Origin of the sequence: Pseudomonas cerasi (genome assembly GCF_900074915.1) — a bacterium.
GTDB lineage: Bacteria > Pseudomonadota > Gammaproteobacteria > Pseudomonadales > Pseudomonadaceae > Aquipseudomonas > Aquipseudomonas cerasi.
In genome coordinates this window covers 3334601-3351102 of the sequence record NZ_LT222319.1, presented here as the reverse complement: position 1 = coordinate 3351102, position 16502 = coordinate 3334601, and the positions used below count along the sequence as shown (strand labels likewise).

Here is a 16502-nt window from a genome sequence, read left to right as displayed (position 1 = left end):
CTGTTCCTGTAATCACTTTCAGGGATAGTTAATTATGTCGGCGCAACGCGGCCTTGTTCTACTTGCACGGGGCGGTTATGCCGCCCGTGGTGTTGTTTATCTGATTATCGGTCTGTTCGCGGTACTGGCGGCGCAAGGCTCCTCGCAGCCTGCCGACAGCCACAGCAGTCTTGAAGCGCTGTTGAGCCAGCCATTCGGCGGTGTTCTGGTCGGGGTAGTGATCATCGGCCTGCTGGCGTTTGCGGCATGGCGTGTCTTGCAGGCTACCCGGGACGTTGATCATCATGGCCGCGAATTCAAAGGGCTGGTGATTCGCGGTGGTCTGTTGGTGGGCGGCTTTACGTACGGCGCACTGGCGTTCTTCGCCCTTGGCCTGCTGGTCAGTGGGCTGAAGAGCTCCGGTGGCTCATCGGACGGTGGTCAGGCCAAGGACCTGCTGGCAGCCATTCTGTCCTGGGATCACTCCAATCTGCTGGTTTACGTGGTCGCCCTGGTGCCCTTGGGGTTGGGCGTTGTGCACATCATCAAGGGCTACAAGGCTTCCTTCGAGAAGTATTTCGAGGCCGACGAGGACGTCATGAAGTACGTGCGTCCGGTATCGCGCTTCGGCTTGATCGCCCGGGGCGTGGCATTCATCGAAATTGCCGTGTTACTGGCGGTAAGCGGTTCCAGTTATCAGGCCATGCACCCGCCGGGCATGAAGGACGCGCTCAACGGTTTGCAGGATTTGCCCGCAGGTGGCCTGGTATTGCTGATTGTGGCGCTCGGGCTGATTGCGTTTTCGGTGTACAGCTTCGCGCAGGCGGCCTGGCGCCGGATCAATATGGACGTGCCTGATGCGCCGGAAGCCGTGGCGCGTCATTTCCGCTGATCACCATATTTGATAGAGGACTGCTTGACGTCTCAGGTCAGGCAGTCCTTTTTAGTGGCTCCTGCCAGTAAAAAAACGTGACCTACTTCTCAAGTCGCCCTTGGCGCAGCCGACATTCTCTTTAGCGCTCCGATCATTTTCCGGACTGACGTTCTCGACGCGGGCCCGGATCAGATTCAGCGCAATAAAAATAAAGAGGATAGCCATGACCATTCTTCAGCGAGTGATCGGTGGATTTGCTGTGCTGGTAGTACTGCTGCTTGCCATGGCAGGTATCAGCTATCAAAGCACCCATTCCATAAGCGATCGGATCAGCGTCATCACAGGGCAGTCCGCACCCTTGAGCAGGGCGGCGAGCGAGCTTTACGTGCATGTGCTGCGCGCCAATCAGGCACTGCTCGGGATCCTGGTCAGCAATGATCCCAGACAGATCGACGATGGCAAACAGCCCTTCAACGACAGCATGGCTCGGTTCAATCAGCTGCTGGACAGCACGCCTGCCTATATTGGCGATCGTTCCGAACTGCGCGACAACCTGAACCAGCAGCGCCAACTGAGTGCTGCCTATGCCGAGCAGGCGCAGACGCTGATTGCCAGCCATCGACAGCACGTTCTGCAGACAGTTCAGAGCCGACTGTTGCAGGGCTACAGCAACAGTCAGGGCGCGCAACTGACCGGTTATCTTCGTGACTACATTGCCCGCGAGCGCAACGCCGGTTCCGCCGAAACTGTGGCAGCGGGGGAAAAGCTTTTACTGGAAGTCGGTAAATCCTACGAAGGTCTGGCTGCCCATGCCGCCACACCGAATATTCAGGCCTTGCAGCGCGTGCTCAACCTGCAGAATGAGGTGATAAGCACCCGCACACGGGAGCTCATCGCAGCCGACCCGCGTGCTGGCCGGATTGCCGGCGTGATGGTCAACCGCCTGCTTAATGATCTGACCGGCAGCGACGGCGTTTATCAGGCCTACAGGCAGGAAGCGGCGCTCGCCGAGCAGGTCGACAAACAGCGCCAGGCAGCGGAAACCCGTCTTCAGGCAACGCTGGACAAGATTGGCGAGTTCGGCAATCAGTCACTGGCGGTGGCCAATGAGGCCAAGGCCGGGGCGGATTCGACCATTGCCACCAGCCTTAGCCTGTTGCTGATCGCCTGCCTGCTGGCCGTCATGGCGGCAGCGATCATCGGCACATGGGTCGCCTTCAGCCTGCGTCGCCCTCTGGCGGCGTTTCGCGAGGTTTTGAAGACTCTCACCGGTGGCGACATGCGGGTACGTTTCGACGTTAGCCGTCGCGATGAGTTTGGTGAGTTGGGTGGTTATCTCAATGAATTCACCCAGTCGTTGCAACAGACGTTTCGTCAGTTGATCGGGTCGGCCGATACCCTGGCGCTGACCGCCAGCCAGAACGCGCAGATCAGTGAGCAGACGACCCGCGTGGTCGACCAGCAAAAGGATCGGCTCAACTCTGCCGCGTCAGCCATGAATGAAATGGAAAGCACGGTCGAGGAAGTGGCCCGTCGGGCTCAGGACACACGCGGCGCGGTGGACAGCACCAGTGAGCTGACCGGAAAGGTGCGAAAGCGTGTGGCTGAAACCATCGTCAACATTCGCCAGCAGGCTGAACAGGTCAACAAGGCGTCTGCGGTGACCGACGAATTGCAGAAATACGGGCAGAACATCGACGGTATCGTCGACGCCATTCGCACCATTGCCGAACAGACCAACCTGCTGGCGCTCAACGCAGCCATCGAAGCGGCGCGGGCTGGCGAGCAGGGCAGGGGCTTTGCGGTGGTGGCCGATGAGGTGCGCTCGCTGGCCAGTCGCACACAGACCTCCACCAGCGAGATCCAGGAAATGATCGGCCAGATGCAGAGCAAGATCCCTTCGGCGGTAGAGGTGATGAACGAAAGCCAGATCCAGTCCGACCATTGCGTAACACTGGCCTCCGGCGCTGATCAATTGCTGGTGGAAATGGGCGAGGCGGTGGATACGATTCGCGACATGAACATTCAGATCGCTGCGGCCACCGAGCAGCAAAGCGCAACGGTGCAGGAGACCAGTCGCATGGTCACGCACATCAACGATTCTGCCCAGCAGGCCGCCGACGGTGCCGAGCAATCGGCAATCAGCAGTCAGGATCTGTCGAAAATGGCCAGGGATCAGCGCGAGCTGCTCCATCATTTCAGCGTTTAACGCCCCGGGAGTCAGAACATGAAACAGTGGTTATCGATTTCCCTGAGTGCGAGCCTGCTGTTCGCTGGCCTGGCGCAGGCAGCAACGCCGCTGATCGGTGTAGGCATGGCCAAATACAACGACAATTTCCAGACCATCCTGCGCCACGGCGTGGAGAAACAGGTAGCCCTGCTGGACGCCGACATTTTCATGGAAAACGGCCAGGACGACGCGGAGCTGCAGATGCGGCAGTTTCGCAATCTGGTGAACTCGAAAGTCGATGCCATCGTGGTCGCGATGGTGAGTGGCAAAAGTGCGCCGGAAATGATGCGTCTGGCCAATGAAGCCAAGGTTCCGCTGGTATTCGTCAACCGTAATCCGGAACCTGCCAAATGGCCTGCGCTGACGGCGTTCGTCGGCTCTGACGAACTGGAGTCCGGCACCCTGCAGATGGAAGAGCTGGCCCGCCGCGCCAATTACAAGGGCAATGTGGTGATTCTGGTCGGCGACCCGAGCAACAAATCATCGGTCATGCGCACCGAGGACGTGGAGAAGGTGGTCGCCAAGTACCCGCACATGAAGGTCGTGCAGAAGAAAATCGGCAACTGGGAGCGCAGTCAGGCTGCGACCATCGTGATTGAATGGGTCAAGCAGGGCGTGGACTTCTCCATCGTCGCCGCCAACAATGACGAAATGGCCATTGGGGCAATCATGGGGCTGGAAAAAAACCGGCAAAAAGGCGGGTGACTATCTGGTGGGCGGGATCGATGGCACCCCGGACGGTTTGAAGCTGATGGCCGAAGACAAGATGGCGGTGAGCGTGTTCCAGGATGCGCTCGGGCAGGCCAACGGCGCAGTGGATGCCGCGATGCGTATGGCGCGCGGCGAACCCCTGGCGTCCCCGGTCATCTGGGTGCCGTTCAAGCTTATTACTCCGGAAAACCGTCAGCAGTTCGAGTAGTGTGCAGGTTGCAAACGTGTGGCGCTGTGCGTCACACGTTTGTGTCCTTGCTGCACACTCGGGATCGAACGTGGAGTAGGCCGCGCTTACCGGCAAGTCAGACCCGAATATCCTGTGGTCCGCGGATCTGGGCTTCGATGCGTGTGCCGGTCAGGCGCTCTTCGTTGGAGAAACCGTCGTAGCTGGACAGATCGCCAAAACGGATACCGGTGAGTTGCTCGATCTGCGCCACGCTGCGTTGCCAGGTTTTGAGCGGGCCGAACATGATGTCCAGCTTACCCAGCTCGAGGGTCTGGTCGATCATATAGGCGCTGGCCGAAGGCTTGCCGTCATCGCCGAGAAACGCCACGACTTTCCAGAATGCCGAAGGGATTTTGACATTGCGGTAGCTGCGGTCGTCGTCGCGCAGCACGGGGCCGGTAAACACCGTTACCCGTGACTTCCAGCGTCGTGTGTTGTCGAGAATGTAGTCCTCCAGCTCCAGCCAGGTCTTCTGATTGAACGCACCCATCTGCGGCGAGCAGTTGGTGAAGTGGAAGGTATCGCTGTTGGCAACTTCGGCTTCCTTGCCCCAGTTAGGGTCCTGACGCCGAACCAGATGGCCGCGATCCAGCAGGTTGTCGGCGTACACACTTTCGCCAATCTGCGCCTCGGCGGGCAGGCGGCCGTCAAATGCCCAGGAATCCTTGCTGCGTTTGACCTCTACGCTGTTGGCACCATCAATGTTGACGCCGACATACAGCGCCAGACGCCGACTGCGCGACATGGTGATGGAAAAGTGCGTGTAATCGAGGCGATTACCGGTGTTCTTCAAAGGGTAGACATCAGGCGCAAGTTCTTCGTCGGTGGTCGGCCAGGGCACGATGAAATCACCAAGGAAGTTCTCGGCGTAGCCGGTGCGTTTTTTCAAGTCGCTTGCCGGTGTAGTGCGTGGTGCGGCCAGCGCCTGAGGTTCTAGCAGCGTGGTAGTCGACGTCAGCGGTTTGAGGTCGGCAAGGCGGGGCCGGTAGGCGAGATCGATGGCGAACTTCTTGTCAGGCACGGTGCTGGCTCCTGTGTGTGGATTGAATGTCCTCAGTTCACCATAGACGCGTTACAGAGCGGCGTCAGGCCTGACGTTCAACGTGATCGTCTGCGGATTCGGCAATATCCGTTAAATAAGCTTAAGTATCTGGCAACGTGCGTCGATAAGCTCTTGAATAAGAGCAATCCGCAGCTCGCGTTATTTCATTGACCGGAGGGGCTACAGGATGTCGATAAAACTACGTCTGTTCTTGCTGATAGGCACCAGTGTGCTGACCGTCATGATCATCAGCCTGGTCAACTACCTGGGTAATACGCGCATGGAGGCGGCGATGCTCGACAGTGAAGTCAGCATGGCTGCACTGGGCAATCACCTCGAAGCCGACATGATGCACGATGCGCTGCGCGCCGATGTGCTGTCAGCGATGCTGTTCGGCCTGGGCAAGAGCAACAGTACGCGTGACGAAGTGCAGGCATCCCTCAAAGAGCATGCCGCGCTGTTTCGCAAGGTCGTGGGCGATAACCTGCAATTGCCGCTCACTGATGCCATCAAGGCAGAGCTGAGCAGGATAAAGCCAAGCCTCGACGCTTATATCAGCGCAGGCGAGCGAATTGTCGGGCTGGCCATCGACAGCCCGGACCGCGCGCAGCAAGAGCTGGGTACTTTTTCCAGTGCCTTCACGCAGTTGGAGGGGCAGATGTCGAGCTTGAGTGACCTGATCGAGGACAACGCCAAAGCCAGCGGCGAACGCACCCGTCAGACCACTCTTAGTGCCAATGTCACCTTGGTAATCGTGCTTTCGATCAGTATTTTGCTGCTGCTGGTGCAGGGGCATTGGGTGACGCGCAGCATCATGATCCCGCTCGCGTCCGCCAGCCGTATTGCCGACAGTATTGCCCATGGCAACCTGCGCGAACCCATCGCCGAGTCAAGTGGCCGTGACGAAGCCAGCATGCTGATTCGCAGCCTGGCGATCATGCAGCGTGATCTGCGCAGCATGATCGAAGTGGTGCGCAGCAATGCCAATGACGTCAGTGGCATGAGCCGTCAGCTCAGCAGTGGTTGCCATGAGGTGGCCGACAGCAGCCGGCAACAGAGTTCAGCAGCTGGCACCATGTCGGCGGCGACCAGCGAGATGACCGCAAGCATTGAAGAAATCACCCGACATGCGGGGCAGGCACTGGATATGGCCAGTCAGGCAGAATCCCTGGCCAAGAACGGCGGTAAGGTGATCCATCAGGTGGTCAGTGACATGGACAGCATTGCCCGTTCGGCACAGCAGTCGGCTCAGGTGATCCGCACGCTGGACAAGGATTCGGAAGGCATCTTCAATATTATTCAGGTCATCAAGGGCATTGCCGACCAGACCAACCTGTTGGCGCTCAACGCGGCCATCGAAGCTGCCCGCGCTGGCGAGCAGGGCCGTGGTTTTGCCGTGGTGGCCGACGAGGTGCGCAGCCTGGCAGGGCGCACCAGTGCTTCCACTCAGGAAATAACCACCATGGTCGCGCGCATTCAGCAGAGCACCCGCGAGGCTGTTACCAGCATGGAAGCCGGCGTGGCCCAGGTCGACAAGGGCATGGCGGTCACCGCTGAAGTGGAGCGTGCGATCAGCGATATCCTGGATGCCACATTGAGCACCACGCAGTTGGTCAATGACATCACCCGTACCATTGGCGAGCAGAGCCTGGCCAGCAACGAAATCGCCCATCAGGTAGAAATGATTGCCAGCATGTCCGAGGGCAATAGCCGTGTCATCGGCCAGACAGCCAGTACCACTGATGAACTGTCGTTGATGGCCGGGCAGCTTTCACAATCGGTTGATCGCTTTCAACTGTGATATCAAATTGCCCAGCTCTGCAGTACTCTGCGGCGCGAAAAGCGCCGCGAGCTGTGTGGTCGAAGTTTTTCCGCCTCCGCTGAAGGCGAACGCATTAAAGCTTTGGTCGCGACAGACGTTAACCATCGCACGAGAATCACCCTTTTACCCAGGAGCAGGAAAATGCAGACGTTAAAGGCTTTGTACGAGTCAGTTGAAAAGCAGTTTTTCAACACGCTGACCAAGAAGCTATCAAGCCTTTTCCTGCTGGTCCTGGTCAGCGCCTTGCTGTATTGGGTGGCGCTGAACATTCGTTCCGACATCATGCTGCAATTGCGCGGCACGCAAACGGACCCTGTCGCGCTGGGCGTGATCCAGAGTCAGCTCGATCTGCTGAGCAACGCAATTCTGCTGAGCACCCTGTTCACGCTGGTCATGGTCAGCTTCATGGTGTGGTATTTCCGCCACCTGATCGTGCGTCCGGTGATGTCCATGACTCGCGCGCTCGAAGAGGTCGCCAGTGGCGAAGGTGATCTATCAAGGGATCTGCCGCTGCTCACCCATGATGAAATTCGCGGGCTGGCCAGTACCTGCAATCTCTTTCTGGCCAAACAGCGCGAGATCATCAGCAGCATTCAGGGGCTGACTGTGCAGATCGCCGTCGAGTCGGCGCGTTCGCTGAAGAACATCAGTGACTCCAGCGACAGCGCGACCGATCAGGCACGCTTCGCCAGAGAAGTGATGGACCAGAGCAATATGGCAGTGGGCAGCATCGAGGATGTTTCGCAGCAGACCCAGGGTATTTCCAGCACCACTGCGCAGAATCTGAGCATGGCACGCGACTCTTACGCCGAACTGCTTGAGGTGACCGGCAATATCAGCCAGATATCCACCAGTCTCAACGAGTTCGGTGGGCTGGTCTCCGGCCTGAATGAGCGTTCATCAAGCATCAAGTCGATTGTCGGGCTGATTCAGCAGATTTCTTCGCAAACCAACCTGCTGGCGCTCAATGCGGCCATCGAAGCGGCGCGGGCGGGGGAGAGTGGTCGAGGTTTTGCGGTGGTGGCCGACGAGGTGCGCACGCTGGCGCAAAACGTCAGCAAAGCCACTGACGACATCTCGCGCAACATCGATGCGATGCTTCAGGAAGTCAGTTCCACACACGAACAGACCATCCAGATCAGCCACAGCGCCCGTGAAACCCAACTGGTGGTGGAGCGCGCATCCGGCCATTTCGAGAGCATGATCGGCGATTTCGAGTCGACCAACGACAAGCTCGCCGACATCGCTGCACACATTCAGCAGTTCGCCTCTACCAACACAGGGATCAATGAACGGGTAACGCGGATCTATTCCGATAGCCAGGCCATCGATCAGCGCATGCAGCACTCCGCAACGGCTACTCGGGATCTGTCCAGTGTGGCTGAGCAAGTGCAGGCGCTGCTGGGGCGTTTCGTGCTTGGGCATGGCGAACTGGATGCGGCGATCACTCGCGCCAGTCAGTGCCGTGACATTCTGCAAGTACGCCTGGCCGAGCTGCACAAACAGGGCGCCAATCTGTTCGATCAGAGTTACAAGCTGATTCCGGGCACAGACCCCAAACAATACAACACCGGTTACACCGAGCGTTTTGCGCAAGTCTGCCAGGAAGAATGCGACAAGCTGACCAAGGGCACACGCGGCGGCAAGGTCACCTTCATCGTCGACAGCAAAGGCTATTGCCCGGTCAACAACAGTTGGGTATCGCAAAAGCCTACCGGCAACCGCGAAGTCGATCTGCCAGTGTGCCGCAACAAACGCATGTTCTCCGACCCGATTGGTCTGCGCGCCGCAGGCAACAAGCAGCGTTTTCTGTTGCAGACTTATTTGCGCGATACCGGAGAGATCATGACCGAAATCGATGTGCCGTTCTTTTTCGAGGGGCGCCACTGGGGCAACTTGCGGATGGGCTTCGACGCAGCGCTGCTGTTGGGCAAGTGACCCAAGATGCCAGGGCCTGCGCCATGCGCAGGCTGATGGCGTTTTTCAGCCCAGAAGGTGTTGGGAGATGTACCTGGATATCTGAACGATTGAGGTCTTGCCGGTGAATTCGAATTTTACCTTGCCGACCGCCGAGAAGTAGATTTCCAGTTCAGAGTCCAGGTCGAACGTACCCGACGTCTCGACCGACCACGCCACGATGTTCTTGTACGGCAAGGAGGTGAAGTCCTTCTTGCTGCCTGTCAGCCCCTGGACGTTGACCGCAATGATGCGTTTGCTCGTGAACACTACGCCATCACGCATGGACTTGTAGGCATCGATAACCTCTTCGCCGTCGAGCAGCAGGTCCTTGACCCGGTCCGCGTATTCGTCATTCTGTTTGAGTTTGAAGAAGCCCTTGTTGTTGAAGTCGATCATCTGTCTATCCTTGAATATCTGTTCGGGGGGGTACGCGACGTGCGCAGCCGGGTGTCCGAAGCCGCCGCAGAATAACATCGCTCAACCTGTCTCATGTATTTGCGACATGGATATTCAGGCTGGCCGTCCCCCAAACGACTGAACGTTTGCGCCAATAAAAGCTCCATTTTCAAGCGGCGCTGATTTCCAGAACGCCACCGGAGGTGTGACTTTGAACATTCAAGACCTGACCAAACATGTAAAGGATCAAACGGTTCGTGAACTCGATCTGATCTCCATGGAAGGCGGTTCCTACGTGCTGCACGCAAAGCTCGAGGGCAAGTCTGTGCCAGTGGAAGATTCGAGCGGAAAAACCCTGCACGTTGCTTCGGTGGAAGAGGCGCGCAAGGTGCTGTCTTCGGTCTCTGAAGTAAAACTGTTCATGACCCAGGCCGTGGCGCATGACGAAATGGTCGGTCTGGACGATGTCCAGGCACAAACTTCGCGGCACGAGATACCCCTGCGCTCGAGTCTGTGATGTCGATCAGGCGTTGTTGCGCCTGATCGCAACGCACTTGATTTCGAGCAGCAACCCGGGGTGCGCCAGTTCGGCAACGCCGATGCAGGTCCAGGCGCACTGGCCACGCGGGAATATGCGGTTTTTTACTTCACGAAAGACCGCCATGTGTTCGCTCATGGCGACATGGTAAGTCGTCATGTCGACTATATCCTCGAAGGTGCAACCGCCCTCGGCGAGCACCGTGCGCAGATTCTCCCAGCAGGCGATGAACTGCGCCTCCGGGTTGAGGATGACTTCCATATCCCGCGTACGCCCCACCTGGCCCGCGCAGTACAGGGTATCCCCAACCCTGACCGCAGGTGCATAGCCTGCACGGTCCATGATCGACTGCATGGTGGACGGAATGATGAGCTCTCGGTCTGACATGTTGTAACACCTGTTCGTAACGCTTGAATGTGCAATGGCTGATCTGGTTATCGCTGTTCCGGCCTACGCCTTGGCGGCCGGTCTGGCAGCGCGCCGCGGCTTTTTCGCCGCAGTATCCGTCGTGGCGGTGGAGGTCTTTGCGGGCCGTTTAGTGGTCTTGCGCTTTTTCTTCCAGGGCGGTGTAACGCCTGCGGGGCTGGCTGGTCCGCTGATACTCATACGCATGCCGACGCAACGGCTGACCTGTTTGCTCATCCACGCCGCCTGTTTGGCGACGAACTCTTCAAGGCTCATTTCGCCGCTCTGGACCATGTCCAGCGCCTTTTCCCAGATGGCGGTGGTGCCCGGATCGGCGATGGCACGGGGCACGGCGTCGATCAGGCTGAAGGCTGCCGGTGCTGCGCACAGCGACTTGCCTTGCTTGGTCAGGTAGCCACGGTCCAGCAGGCCTTGAATGATCCCGGCGCGTGTGGCTTCGGTGCCAATGCCGGTGGTGTCCTTGAGCTTCTGTTTGAGCAGCGGGTCTTCCACCAGTCTGGCGACGTTCTTCATTGCCTTGATCAGGTCTCCCTCGGTGAACGGCTTGGGCGGCTGGGTCCAGAGGTCCTTGAGGATGACCTCGGCGACCACACACTCGCAGCCCTGAAATAATGCCGGCAACGGCTGCGGGGCAGGCGCTTCGCGACCCTTGGCCGGGGCCAGCGCTTCGGGCATCGCACGCTTCCAGCCTGGCTCGACAATCTGCTTGCCCACCGCACGCAGCGCGTGGCCTGCACAGTCGAAGTCAGCCTGGGTGCGATCGAATTCGTGGTTGGGCAGAAACTGCGCCAGGTAACGCGCCCTGATCAGGGTATACACCGCTCGCGGTTTGCCGGTCAGACGTTCTACGCCGCGCACCGCCGCGGTGGGAATGATGCCGTGGTGGGCAGTCACTTTGCTGTCATTCCAGGCCCGTGATCGACGTTGTGGGTCGAGGTGCGGCGACAGGCCTGCCAGCGCAGGGTCGGCCTTGCACAGCGCCGCGATAATGCCTGCGGCTTCACCATGCTGACTGTTCGGCAGGTACCCGCAATCGCTGCGCGGATAAGTGATGACCTTGTGGGTTTCATACAGGGATTGGGCGATGTCGAGGGTTTCCTGCGCGCCGAGCCCGAGCTTCTTCGAACAGATTTCCTGCAGGGTGCCCAGGTCGAACGGCAAAGGCGCCGCTTCGCGAATGCGCTCGTGCGCAGCTTGACCAGTCGTGCGCTGGCCGCGCCGCGCATGTCGTGCGCAGCCTGTTGCGCAAGCGCCTAGTTCAGGCAACGGTCCTGGTCGTCGCAGGCATCCGATGGTGCGCGCCACTGGGCGATGAACGCCTGATTGTCATGCAGCAGCCTGACGTCGATAGCCCAGTAGGGCGCCGGGACGAAGTCGGCGATGCTGCGATCACGGTCTACCACCAGTCGCAGGGTCGGGGTTTGTACCCGACCTACTGGCAACACGCCCTGATAACCGGATTGTCGACCCAGCAGTGTAAACAGGCGACTCATGTTCATGCCGATCAGCCAGTCGGCGCGTGATCGACCCAGCGCCGAGTGATACAGGCTGAACGTATCGGCACCGGGCTTGAGCGCCGCCAGCGCCTTGCGGATCGAGGCGTCATCCAGTGCCGACAGCCACAAACGCTGAATCGGCCCGCGATAGCGACAGTGCTCGATCAGTTCGCGGGCGATCATTTCGCCCTCACGGTCGGCGTCGGTGGCTATCACCAGTTCCCGGGCTTCACCCAGCAGCCGCTTGACTGCCTTGAACTGGCTGGCGGTTCTGGGCTTGACCAGCATTTTCCATTTTTCCGGCACGATGGGCAGGTCTTCCAGTACCCAGCGTTTGTAACGTGCATCGTAGGCGTCGGGCGGGGCGGTTTCCAGCAGGTGGCCGATGCACCAGGTGACCGTCGCATTGGCACCCACCCAGCAGCCATCGCCACGCCGGGTCGCGCCGAGCGCAGCCGCAATGTCTTTGGCCTGGGAAGGTTTTTCGCAGAGAAACAGCCGCATGACTACCGTCGTCGATTACCGGTGCAAGGGCTGCAAGGATGAACGTTGAATGCGTAGCGGGCAAGGTTTATCTGTATGGATATACAGATAAACGCGCTATACGGCCTCAAAAATGGACCGCCTGACGCCATGCCCGCATACGCTGGTCAGCCTGGAGAATTGCTTTTGGTTCAGTTCAGTAATTCGGAGAACGCCTTGTCTGCTTCCAGCACCGCCGGCAACCCGGCAAACAGCGCGTCCAGATCGATGCCTTCCATCAGCGGACCGCCTGACGCCTGCTGCGCCTGAGGTGTCGCGCCGCCGTGGGCCTCCAGCGCATCCGAAATGGTAATGGCCTGGGCGACGATCCTCGGCAGCGATGCGTCAGCCGGAGCCCTCATCGGCGTTGCCTGATAGGCGATAGCCTGTTGAATAACCTTGGGCAAATGCCAGCGACTGGCCAGCTCTGCACCGACTTCCGGGTAGCTGAAACCCAGTTGCAGGGTTTCGCTGGCCGCACGTCCTGGCGTCCCGGCTTTGGCGGCGTTGTTCAGGCGTTCGGCAACATCGGGCGCGCCGGTCTGGATCAGCAACTCACCGATGTTATGCATCACCCCGCAGGTAAAGGCGATTTCAGGGTCGGCGCCCGTCTGTTTCGCCAGCATCCGGCAGATTCCTGCTACCTGAAAGCTTTTCAGCCAGAACCCCTTGAGATCAAAACTCGGCCCGGCCTTGAATGCACCGGTCACTGCCGAGGCCATCACCAGCGTACGCAGCGTATTGAAACCCAGGCGCATGGCCGCGTCTTCGATACTCGAGGATTCCCTTGAGCCGCGAAAGCGCGCCGAGTTGGCCAGACGCAATACCTTGGCCGCAATCACCGGGTCTTTCTCTATATTGCGGGCAATGCTTTCCAGGTTCGAAGAGGGATTGTCAAATTGCAGCATCAGATCCTGAGCCACTTTGGGAATACTCGGGAGGCTATGCAAACCGTCAAAAAGTTGCTCGATACTTGGCATGGCGAGACCATCCTGTGCAGGGCGGGGGATGATTTCAACCATAGCCAGTTTTTCCTGTTCTGCACGCTTGAGTGTCGATTGTGGGAAGGGCGTCTCGACCTGCGACGAAAAAAATAATCAAGGACTCGTGGATCGCGCCGATATGGCGATACAAGCGTCTCTGTAAGGTTTCGATACTCGGACCTGCCTGGTGATTGACGCCGTGGCAGACGTATCGGCTCCGGTTGCTGAACGGCCTGTGGGTTGTAATGTGAAATAGACGGCACTGTTGTGAAGTTTGATTGGCGATCCAGAGATCGTCCTTATTGGTTTTTTGCCGTGGAAGTAACCGCTATGAAAAGTCTGGGTTTCAGCAAAAAGATTCTTCTCGCCGCTGCATTGATTGTGGTCGTGGCGTTCAGTGTATTCATTGTCGTCAATGACTATCGACAGCGTCAGTCGCTCAAATCCAGCGTCAAGTCCGAGTTGCAACAACTGGGTACGCTCACCACGCAGAACATTCAAACCTGGCTGGAAAGCCGCATGCAATTGCTGCAATCGATGTCGCAGCAAATCGCCGCGGATGGCAAGGAACTGCCCCAGTTGCAGCGCGCCATCGGCCTGCCTGCCTACAGTGACAGTTTTCAGCTGAGCTACTTTGGCAGCACCGATGGCGTGATGTTCTCGGTGCCGTCGGCCAATCGCCCATCTGACTACGATCCGCGTGCGCGTGGCTGGTACAAGGCGGCACAGAATGCCCCCGGCACCATTGTGACCGAACCCTACATCGCGGCATCTTCCGGCAAGCTGGTCATGACCATGGCCACACCGGTCAAGTTCCAGAATCAGTTCGTGGGCGTGGCCGGTGCCGATATCGCTCTGGACAACGTCACCAAGATCATCAACTCGCTGAACTTCGATGGCCATGGTTATGCGTTTCTGGTCAGCGCCGACGGCAAGATTCTGGTGCACCCGGACAGCAAGCTGGTGCTCAAGAACATCAGTGAAGCCTACCCGACCAATACGCCGAAAATTGCTGCCGGGGTGAGTGAAATCGACTCCGGTAAAAAGCCCGAGATCATTTCCTTCACGCCCGTTCAAGGTGTCTCGACGGCCAACTGGTACGTGGCACTGGTACTGGAGCAGGATTCCGCCTACGCCATGTTGACCGAGTTCCGTACCTCGGCCATCACTGCGATGGTGGTTGTGGTGATGGTGATCATCCTGTTGCTGGGCCTGTTGATCCGGGTGTTGATGCAACCCCTGCATCAGATGGGCCGCGCGATGCGTGATATCGCCGATGGCGAGGGCGATCTGACCAAGCGTCTGGCCATCACTTCGCAGGATGAATTCGGCGCACTGGCCGAGTCGTTCAACCATTTTGTCGAACGTATCCATACCTCGATCCGCGAAGTGGCTTCGACTGCCGCGCAATTGGGCGAGGTTGCCACCCGGGTGGTCAAGGTCTCCAACGCGTCGATGGGCAACTCCGACCAGCAGGCCAATCGCACTGAAAGCGTGGCAGCGGCGATCAACGAATTGGGTGCCGCTGCCCAGGAAATCGCCCAGAATGCGGCGCGCACTTCGCAGCAGTCGAGCGATGCGAGCGGCTTGGCCAGCGACGGCCAGAACGTTGTGCAGCAGACTATCAAGGCGATGAACGAGCTGTCCGGCAAGATCAGCGAGTCGTGCGTGAACATCGAAAGCCTGAATGGCAAGACCGCCAACATCGGGCAGATTCTTGAAGTGATCACCAGCATTTCCCAGCAGACCAACCTGCTGGCGCTCAACGCCGCCATCGAAGCGGCGCGTGCCGGTGAAGCAGGGCGCGGGTTTGCGGTAGTGGCCGACGAGGTGCGCAACCTGGCGCACCGCACTCAGGATTCTGCCCAGCAAGTACAGACCATGATCGAAGAGCTGCAGGTCGGCGCTCGCGAAGCAGTGACCAACATGACCGAGAGCCAGCGTCAGAGCGAGGACAGCGTCGGCATCGCCAATCTGGCCGGCGAGCGTCTGAGCAGCGTGACCCGCCGCATCGAAGAGATCAATGGCATGAACCAGTCGGTCGCGGCGGCAACTGAAGAGCAGACCTCGGTGGTCGAGTCGATCAATGTCGACATCACTCACATCAACACCCTCAACCAGCTGGGCGTCGACAACCTGCGCCAGACCCTGGATGCCTGCAACTCCCTGGAAGAGCAGGCTGCGCGTCTGCAGCAACTGGTGGGCAGCTTCAGGATCTGATCCGGCTGCGTTTGCGCCGCTCCGCAGTACCGGGAGCGGCTGCCTGGGCTTCTTTCAGTCCCAATGCTTCAGCGTGGCAATGCAGCGGATGAGGGTCCCACCGCTGTACGTTGCCACACGATTGGTGACAAACTGTTATCACTTGGTCACTCGCGGTTCATGAGGCTGCAACAACACAGGTTCAGTTTGGTTGACAACCAAATGCGACCTGTCCCGGGTCGTGCACAGACCGAGAAGCCTCATGAACGAAGCCATTCATGTACAAGGCCTGAACAAGACCTTTTCCCACAAAAGCGCTCTCATTGATCTCGCGTTGTCTATACAACCTGGTGAGATGGTCGCGCTGATTGGCGCTTCCGGTTCGGGCAAGTCAACGCTGCTTCGGCATCTCGCCGGTCTGGCGTGCTGTGATCGCAGCAATGGCGGTCAGGTTCAGGTATTGGGCCGCGAGGTTCAGTCCTCCGGCCGCCTCAACAGCCAGGTGCGACGTCTGCGCGCCGATATCGGTTATATCTTCCAGCAATTCAATCTGGTCAATCGCCTCAGCGTGCTGGACAACGTCCTGCTCGGTTGTCTGGGGCGCATGCCACGCTGGCGCGGCAGTCTGGCGCTGTTCAACAACGAGGAAAAACAGCGTGCAATGGCCGCGCTGGAAAGGGTCGGGCTGGCGGACCTTGCCGCGCAACGGGCTTCGACCCTGTCCGGCGGGCAGCAGCAGCGGGTAGCGATTGCCCGCGCCTTGACCCAGCGCGCCGAAGTGATCCTCGCCGATGAACCGATTGCCTCACTGGACCCGGAATCGGCCCGCCGCGTTATGGAAATCCTCGCCGACATCAACCGCCGCGACGGCAAGACGGTCGTGGTGACCCTGCATCAGGTCGATTATGCCGTGCGCTATTGCCCGCGTGCGGTGGCGCTCAAATCCGGGCGTATTCATTTTGATGGTCTGGCGCAGGAGCTCAGCAAACAGTTCCTCAACGACCTCTACGGTGCAGACGCGGACGCGAGTCTGATGATCACCGAACGAAGCCGGCGCGTGCGGCAAAAAGCCAGCCTGACGCTGGCCAAGGTCTGA

At 58.9% G+C, this 16502-nt stretch carries 11 protein-coding genes and 5 pseudogenes; 11 read left to right on the top strand and 5 right to left on the bottom strand.

Features of this window, described 5'->3' with window-relative positions:
• The first annotated feature begins 34 nt into the window (after positions 1-34).
• From PCPL58_RS17380 to PCPL58_RS17370, 4 genes and pseudogenes are all read left to right on the top strand, one after another.
• Positions 35-871, top strand: coding sequence for a DUF1206 domain-containing protein (locus tag PCPL58_RS17380; RefSeq protein ID WP_065350020.1), 837 nt, complete (start codon positions 35-37; stop codon positions 869-871).
• A 205-nt stretch (positions 872-1076) separates the two neighbouring features.
• Positions 1077-2207 (top strand): annotated as a pseudogene (locus tag PCPL58_RS32735) (HAMP domain-containing protein); the annotation flags it as partial.
• Positions 2208-2348: 141 nt separating this feature from the next.
• Positions 2349-3062 (top strand): methyl-accepting chemotaxis protein, encoded by a 714-nt coding sequence (locus PCPL58_RS32730; RefSeq protein WP_414860617.1) that lies wholly within the window; start codon positions 2349-2351, stop codon positions 3060-3062.
• Positions 3063-3080: 18 nt separating this feature from the next.
• Positions 3081-4002: pseudogene (locus tag PCPL58_RS17370) on the top strand (substrate-binding domain-containing protein).
• A gap of 97 nt (positions 4003-4099) precedes the next feature.
• Here PCPL58_RS17370 and PCPL58_RS17365 read toward each other — a convergent pair.
• Positions 4100-5044: a DNA/RNA non-specific endonuclease gene (locus PCPL58_RS17365; RefSeq protein WP_065350018.1), complete on the bottom strand. Its 945-nt coding sequence runs from the start codon at positions 5042-5044 to the stop codon at positions 4100-4102.
• A 208-nt stretch (positions 5045-5252) separates the two neighbouring features.
• Between PCPL58_RS17365 and PCPL58_RS32725 the strand changes: the two are divergent.
• The 3 genes and pseudogenes from PCPL58_RS32725 to PCPL58_RS17355 form a co-directional block, all read left to right on the top strand.
• Positions 5253-6008, top strand: a pseudogene (locus tag PCPL58_RS32725) (MCP four helix bundle domain-containing protein); the annotation flags it as partial.
• The gene (locus PCPL58_RS32720) at positions 6003-6866 is read left to right on the top strand and encodes a methyl-accepting chemotaxis protein (protein WP_371124462.1); all 864 of its coding nucleotides are present in this window, start codon (positions 6003-6005) and stop codon (positions 6864-6866) included. The pseudogene PCPL58_RS32725 and the gene PCPL58_RS32720, both read left to right, overlap by 6 nt.
• Before the next feature lie 162 nt (positions 6867-7028).
• Positions 7029-8825, top strand: a complete 1797-nt coding sequence (locus PCPL58_RS17355; protein ID WP_065350016.1) for a methyl-accepting chemotaxis protein — start codon at positions 7029-7031, stop codon at positions 8823-8825.
• A gap of 45 nt (positions 8826-8870) precedes the next feature.
• On the opposite strand, the gene PCPL58_RS17350 is transcribed toward PCPL58_RS17355, so the two are convergent.
• Positions 8871-9242, bottom strand: a complete 372-nt coding sequence (locus PCPL58_RS17350) for a PH domain-containing protein (protein ID WP_003367147.1) — start codon at positions 9240-9242, stop codon at positions 8871-8873.
• Between the two features lie 205 nt (positions 9243-9447).
• Here PCPL58_RS17350 and PCPL58_RS17345 point away from each other — a divergent pair, with 205 nt between their 5' ends.
• The gene (locus PCPL58_RS17345) at positions 9448-9759 is read left to right on the top strand and encodes a DUF6482 family protein (protein WP_065350015.1); all 312 of its coding nucleotides are present in this window, start codon (positions 9448-9450) and stop codon (positions 9757-9759) included.
• A 6-nt stretch (positions 9760-9765) separates the two neighbouring features.
• Here PCPL58_RS17345 and PCPL58_RS17340 read toward each other — a convergent pair whose 3' ends face one another.
• The 3 genes and pseudogenes from PCPL58_RS17340 to PCPL58_RS17330 all read right to left on the bottom strand — a co-directional run bounded on the left by PCPL58_RS17340 (position 9766) and on the right by PCPL58_RS17330 (position 13204).
• Positions 9766-10167 (bottom strand): RidA family protein, encoded by a 402-nt coding sequence (locus PCPL58_RS17340; RefSeq protein ID WP_003367150.1) that lies wholly within the window; start codon positions 10165-10167, stop codon positions 9766-9768.
• A 63-nt stretch (positions 10168-10230) separates the two neighbouring features.
• A pseudogene (locus PCPL58_RS17335) lies at positions 10231-12206 on the bottom strand (DNA topoisomerase III).
• A 170-nt stretch (positions 12207-12376) separates the two neighbouring features.
• Positions 12377-13204 (bottom strand): HDOD domain-containing protein, encoded by an 828-nt coding sequence (locus tag PCPL58_RS17330; protein ID WP_032609424.1) that lies wholly within the window; start codon positions 13202-13204, stop codon positions 12377-12379.
• 333 nt (positions 13205-13537) lie between these two features.
• On the opposite strand from PCPL58_RS17330, the pseudogene PCPL58_RS32715 reads away from it, so the two are divergent.
• The 3 genes and pseudogenes from PCPL58_RS32715 to phnC all read left to right on the top strand — a co-directional run.
• Positions 13538-14569 (top strand): annotated as a pseudogene (locus tag PCPL58_RS32715) (HAMP domain-containing protein); the annotation flags it as partial.
• Between the two features lie 93 nt (positions 14570-14662).
• Complete coding sequence (locus PCPL58_RS32710) at positions 14663-15427, top strand: methyl-accepting chemotaxis protein (protein WP_371124460.1); 765 nt, start codon at positions 14663-14665, stop codon at positions 15425-15427.
• A 241-nt stretch (positions 15428-15668) separates the two neighbouring features.
• The gene (phnC, locus tag PCPL58_RS17320; protein ID WP_044308342.1) at positions 15669-16502 is read left to right on the top strand and encodes a phosphonate ABC transporter ATP-binding protein; all 834 of its coding nucleotides are present in this window, start codon (positions 15669-15671) and stop codon (positions 16500-16502) included.

Coding starts and splice junctions, on each gene's coding strand:
- PCPL58_RS32730 (WP_414860617.1), top strand. CDS start 2,349: ATGAATGAAATGGAAAGCACGGTCGAGGAAGTGGCCCGTCGGGCTCAG.
- PCPL58_RS17350 (WP_003367147.1), bottom strand. CDS start 9,242: ATGATCGACTTCAACAACAAGGGCTTCTTCAAACTCAAACAGAATGAC.
- PCPL58_RS32710 (WP_371124460.1), top strand. CDS start 14,663: ATGGGCAACTCCGACCAGCAGGCCAATCGCACTGAAAGCGTGGCAGCG.
- phnC (WP_044308342.1), top strand. CDS start 15,669: ATGAACGAAGCCATTCATGTACAAGGCCTGAACAAGACCTTTTCCCAC.
- PCPL58_RS17340 (WP_003367150.1), bottom strand. CDS start 10,167: ATGTCAGACCGAGAGCTCATCATTCCGTCCACCATGCAGTCGATCATG.
- PCPL58_RS17330 (WP_032609424.1), bottom strand. CDS start 13,204: ATGCCAAGTATCGAGCAACTTTTTGACGGTTTGCATAGCCTCCCGAGT.
- PCPL58_RS17355 (WP_065350016.1), top strand. CDS start 7,029: ATGCAGACGTTAAAGGCTTTGTACGAGTCAGTTGAAAAGCAGTTTTTC.
- PCPL58_RS32720 (WP_371124462.1), top strand. CDS start 6,003: ATGCAGCGTGATCTGCGCAGCATGATCGAAGTGGTGCGCAGCAATGCC.
- PCPL58_RS17380 (WP_065350020.1), top strand. CDS start 35: ATGTCGGCGCAACGCGGCCTTGTTCTACTTGCACGGGGCGGTTATGCC.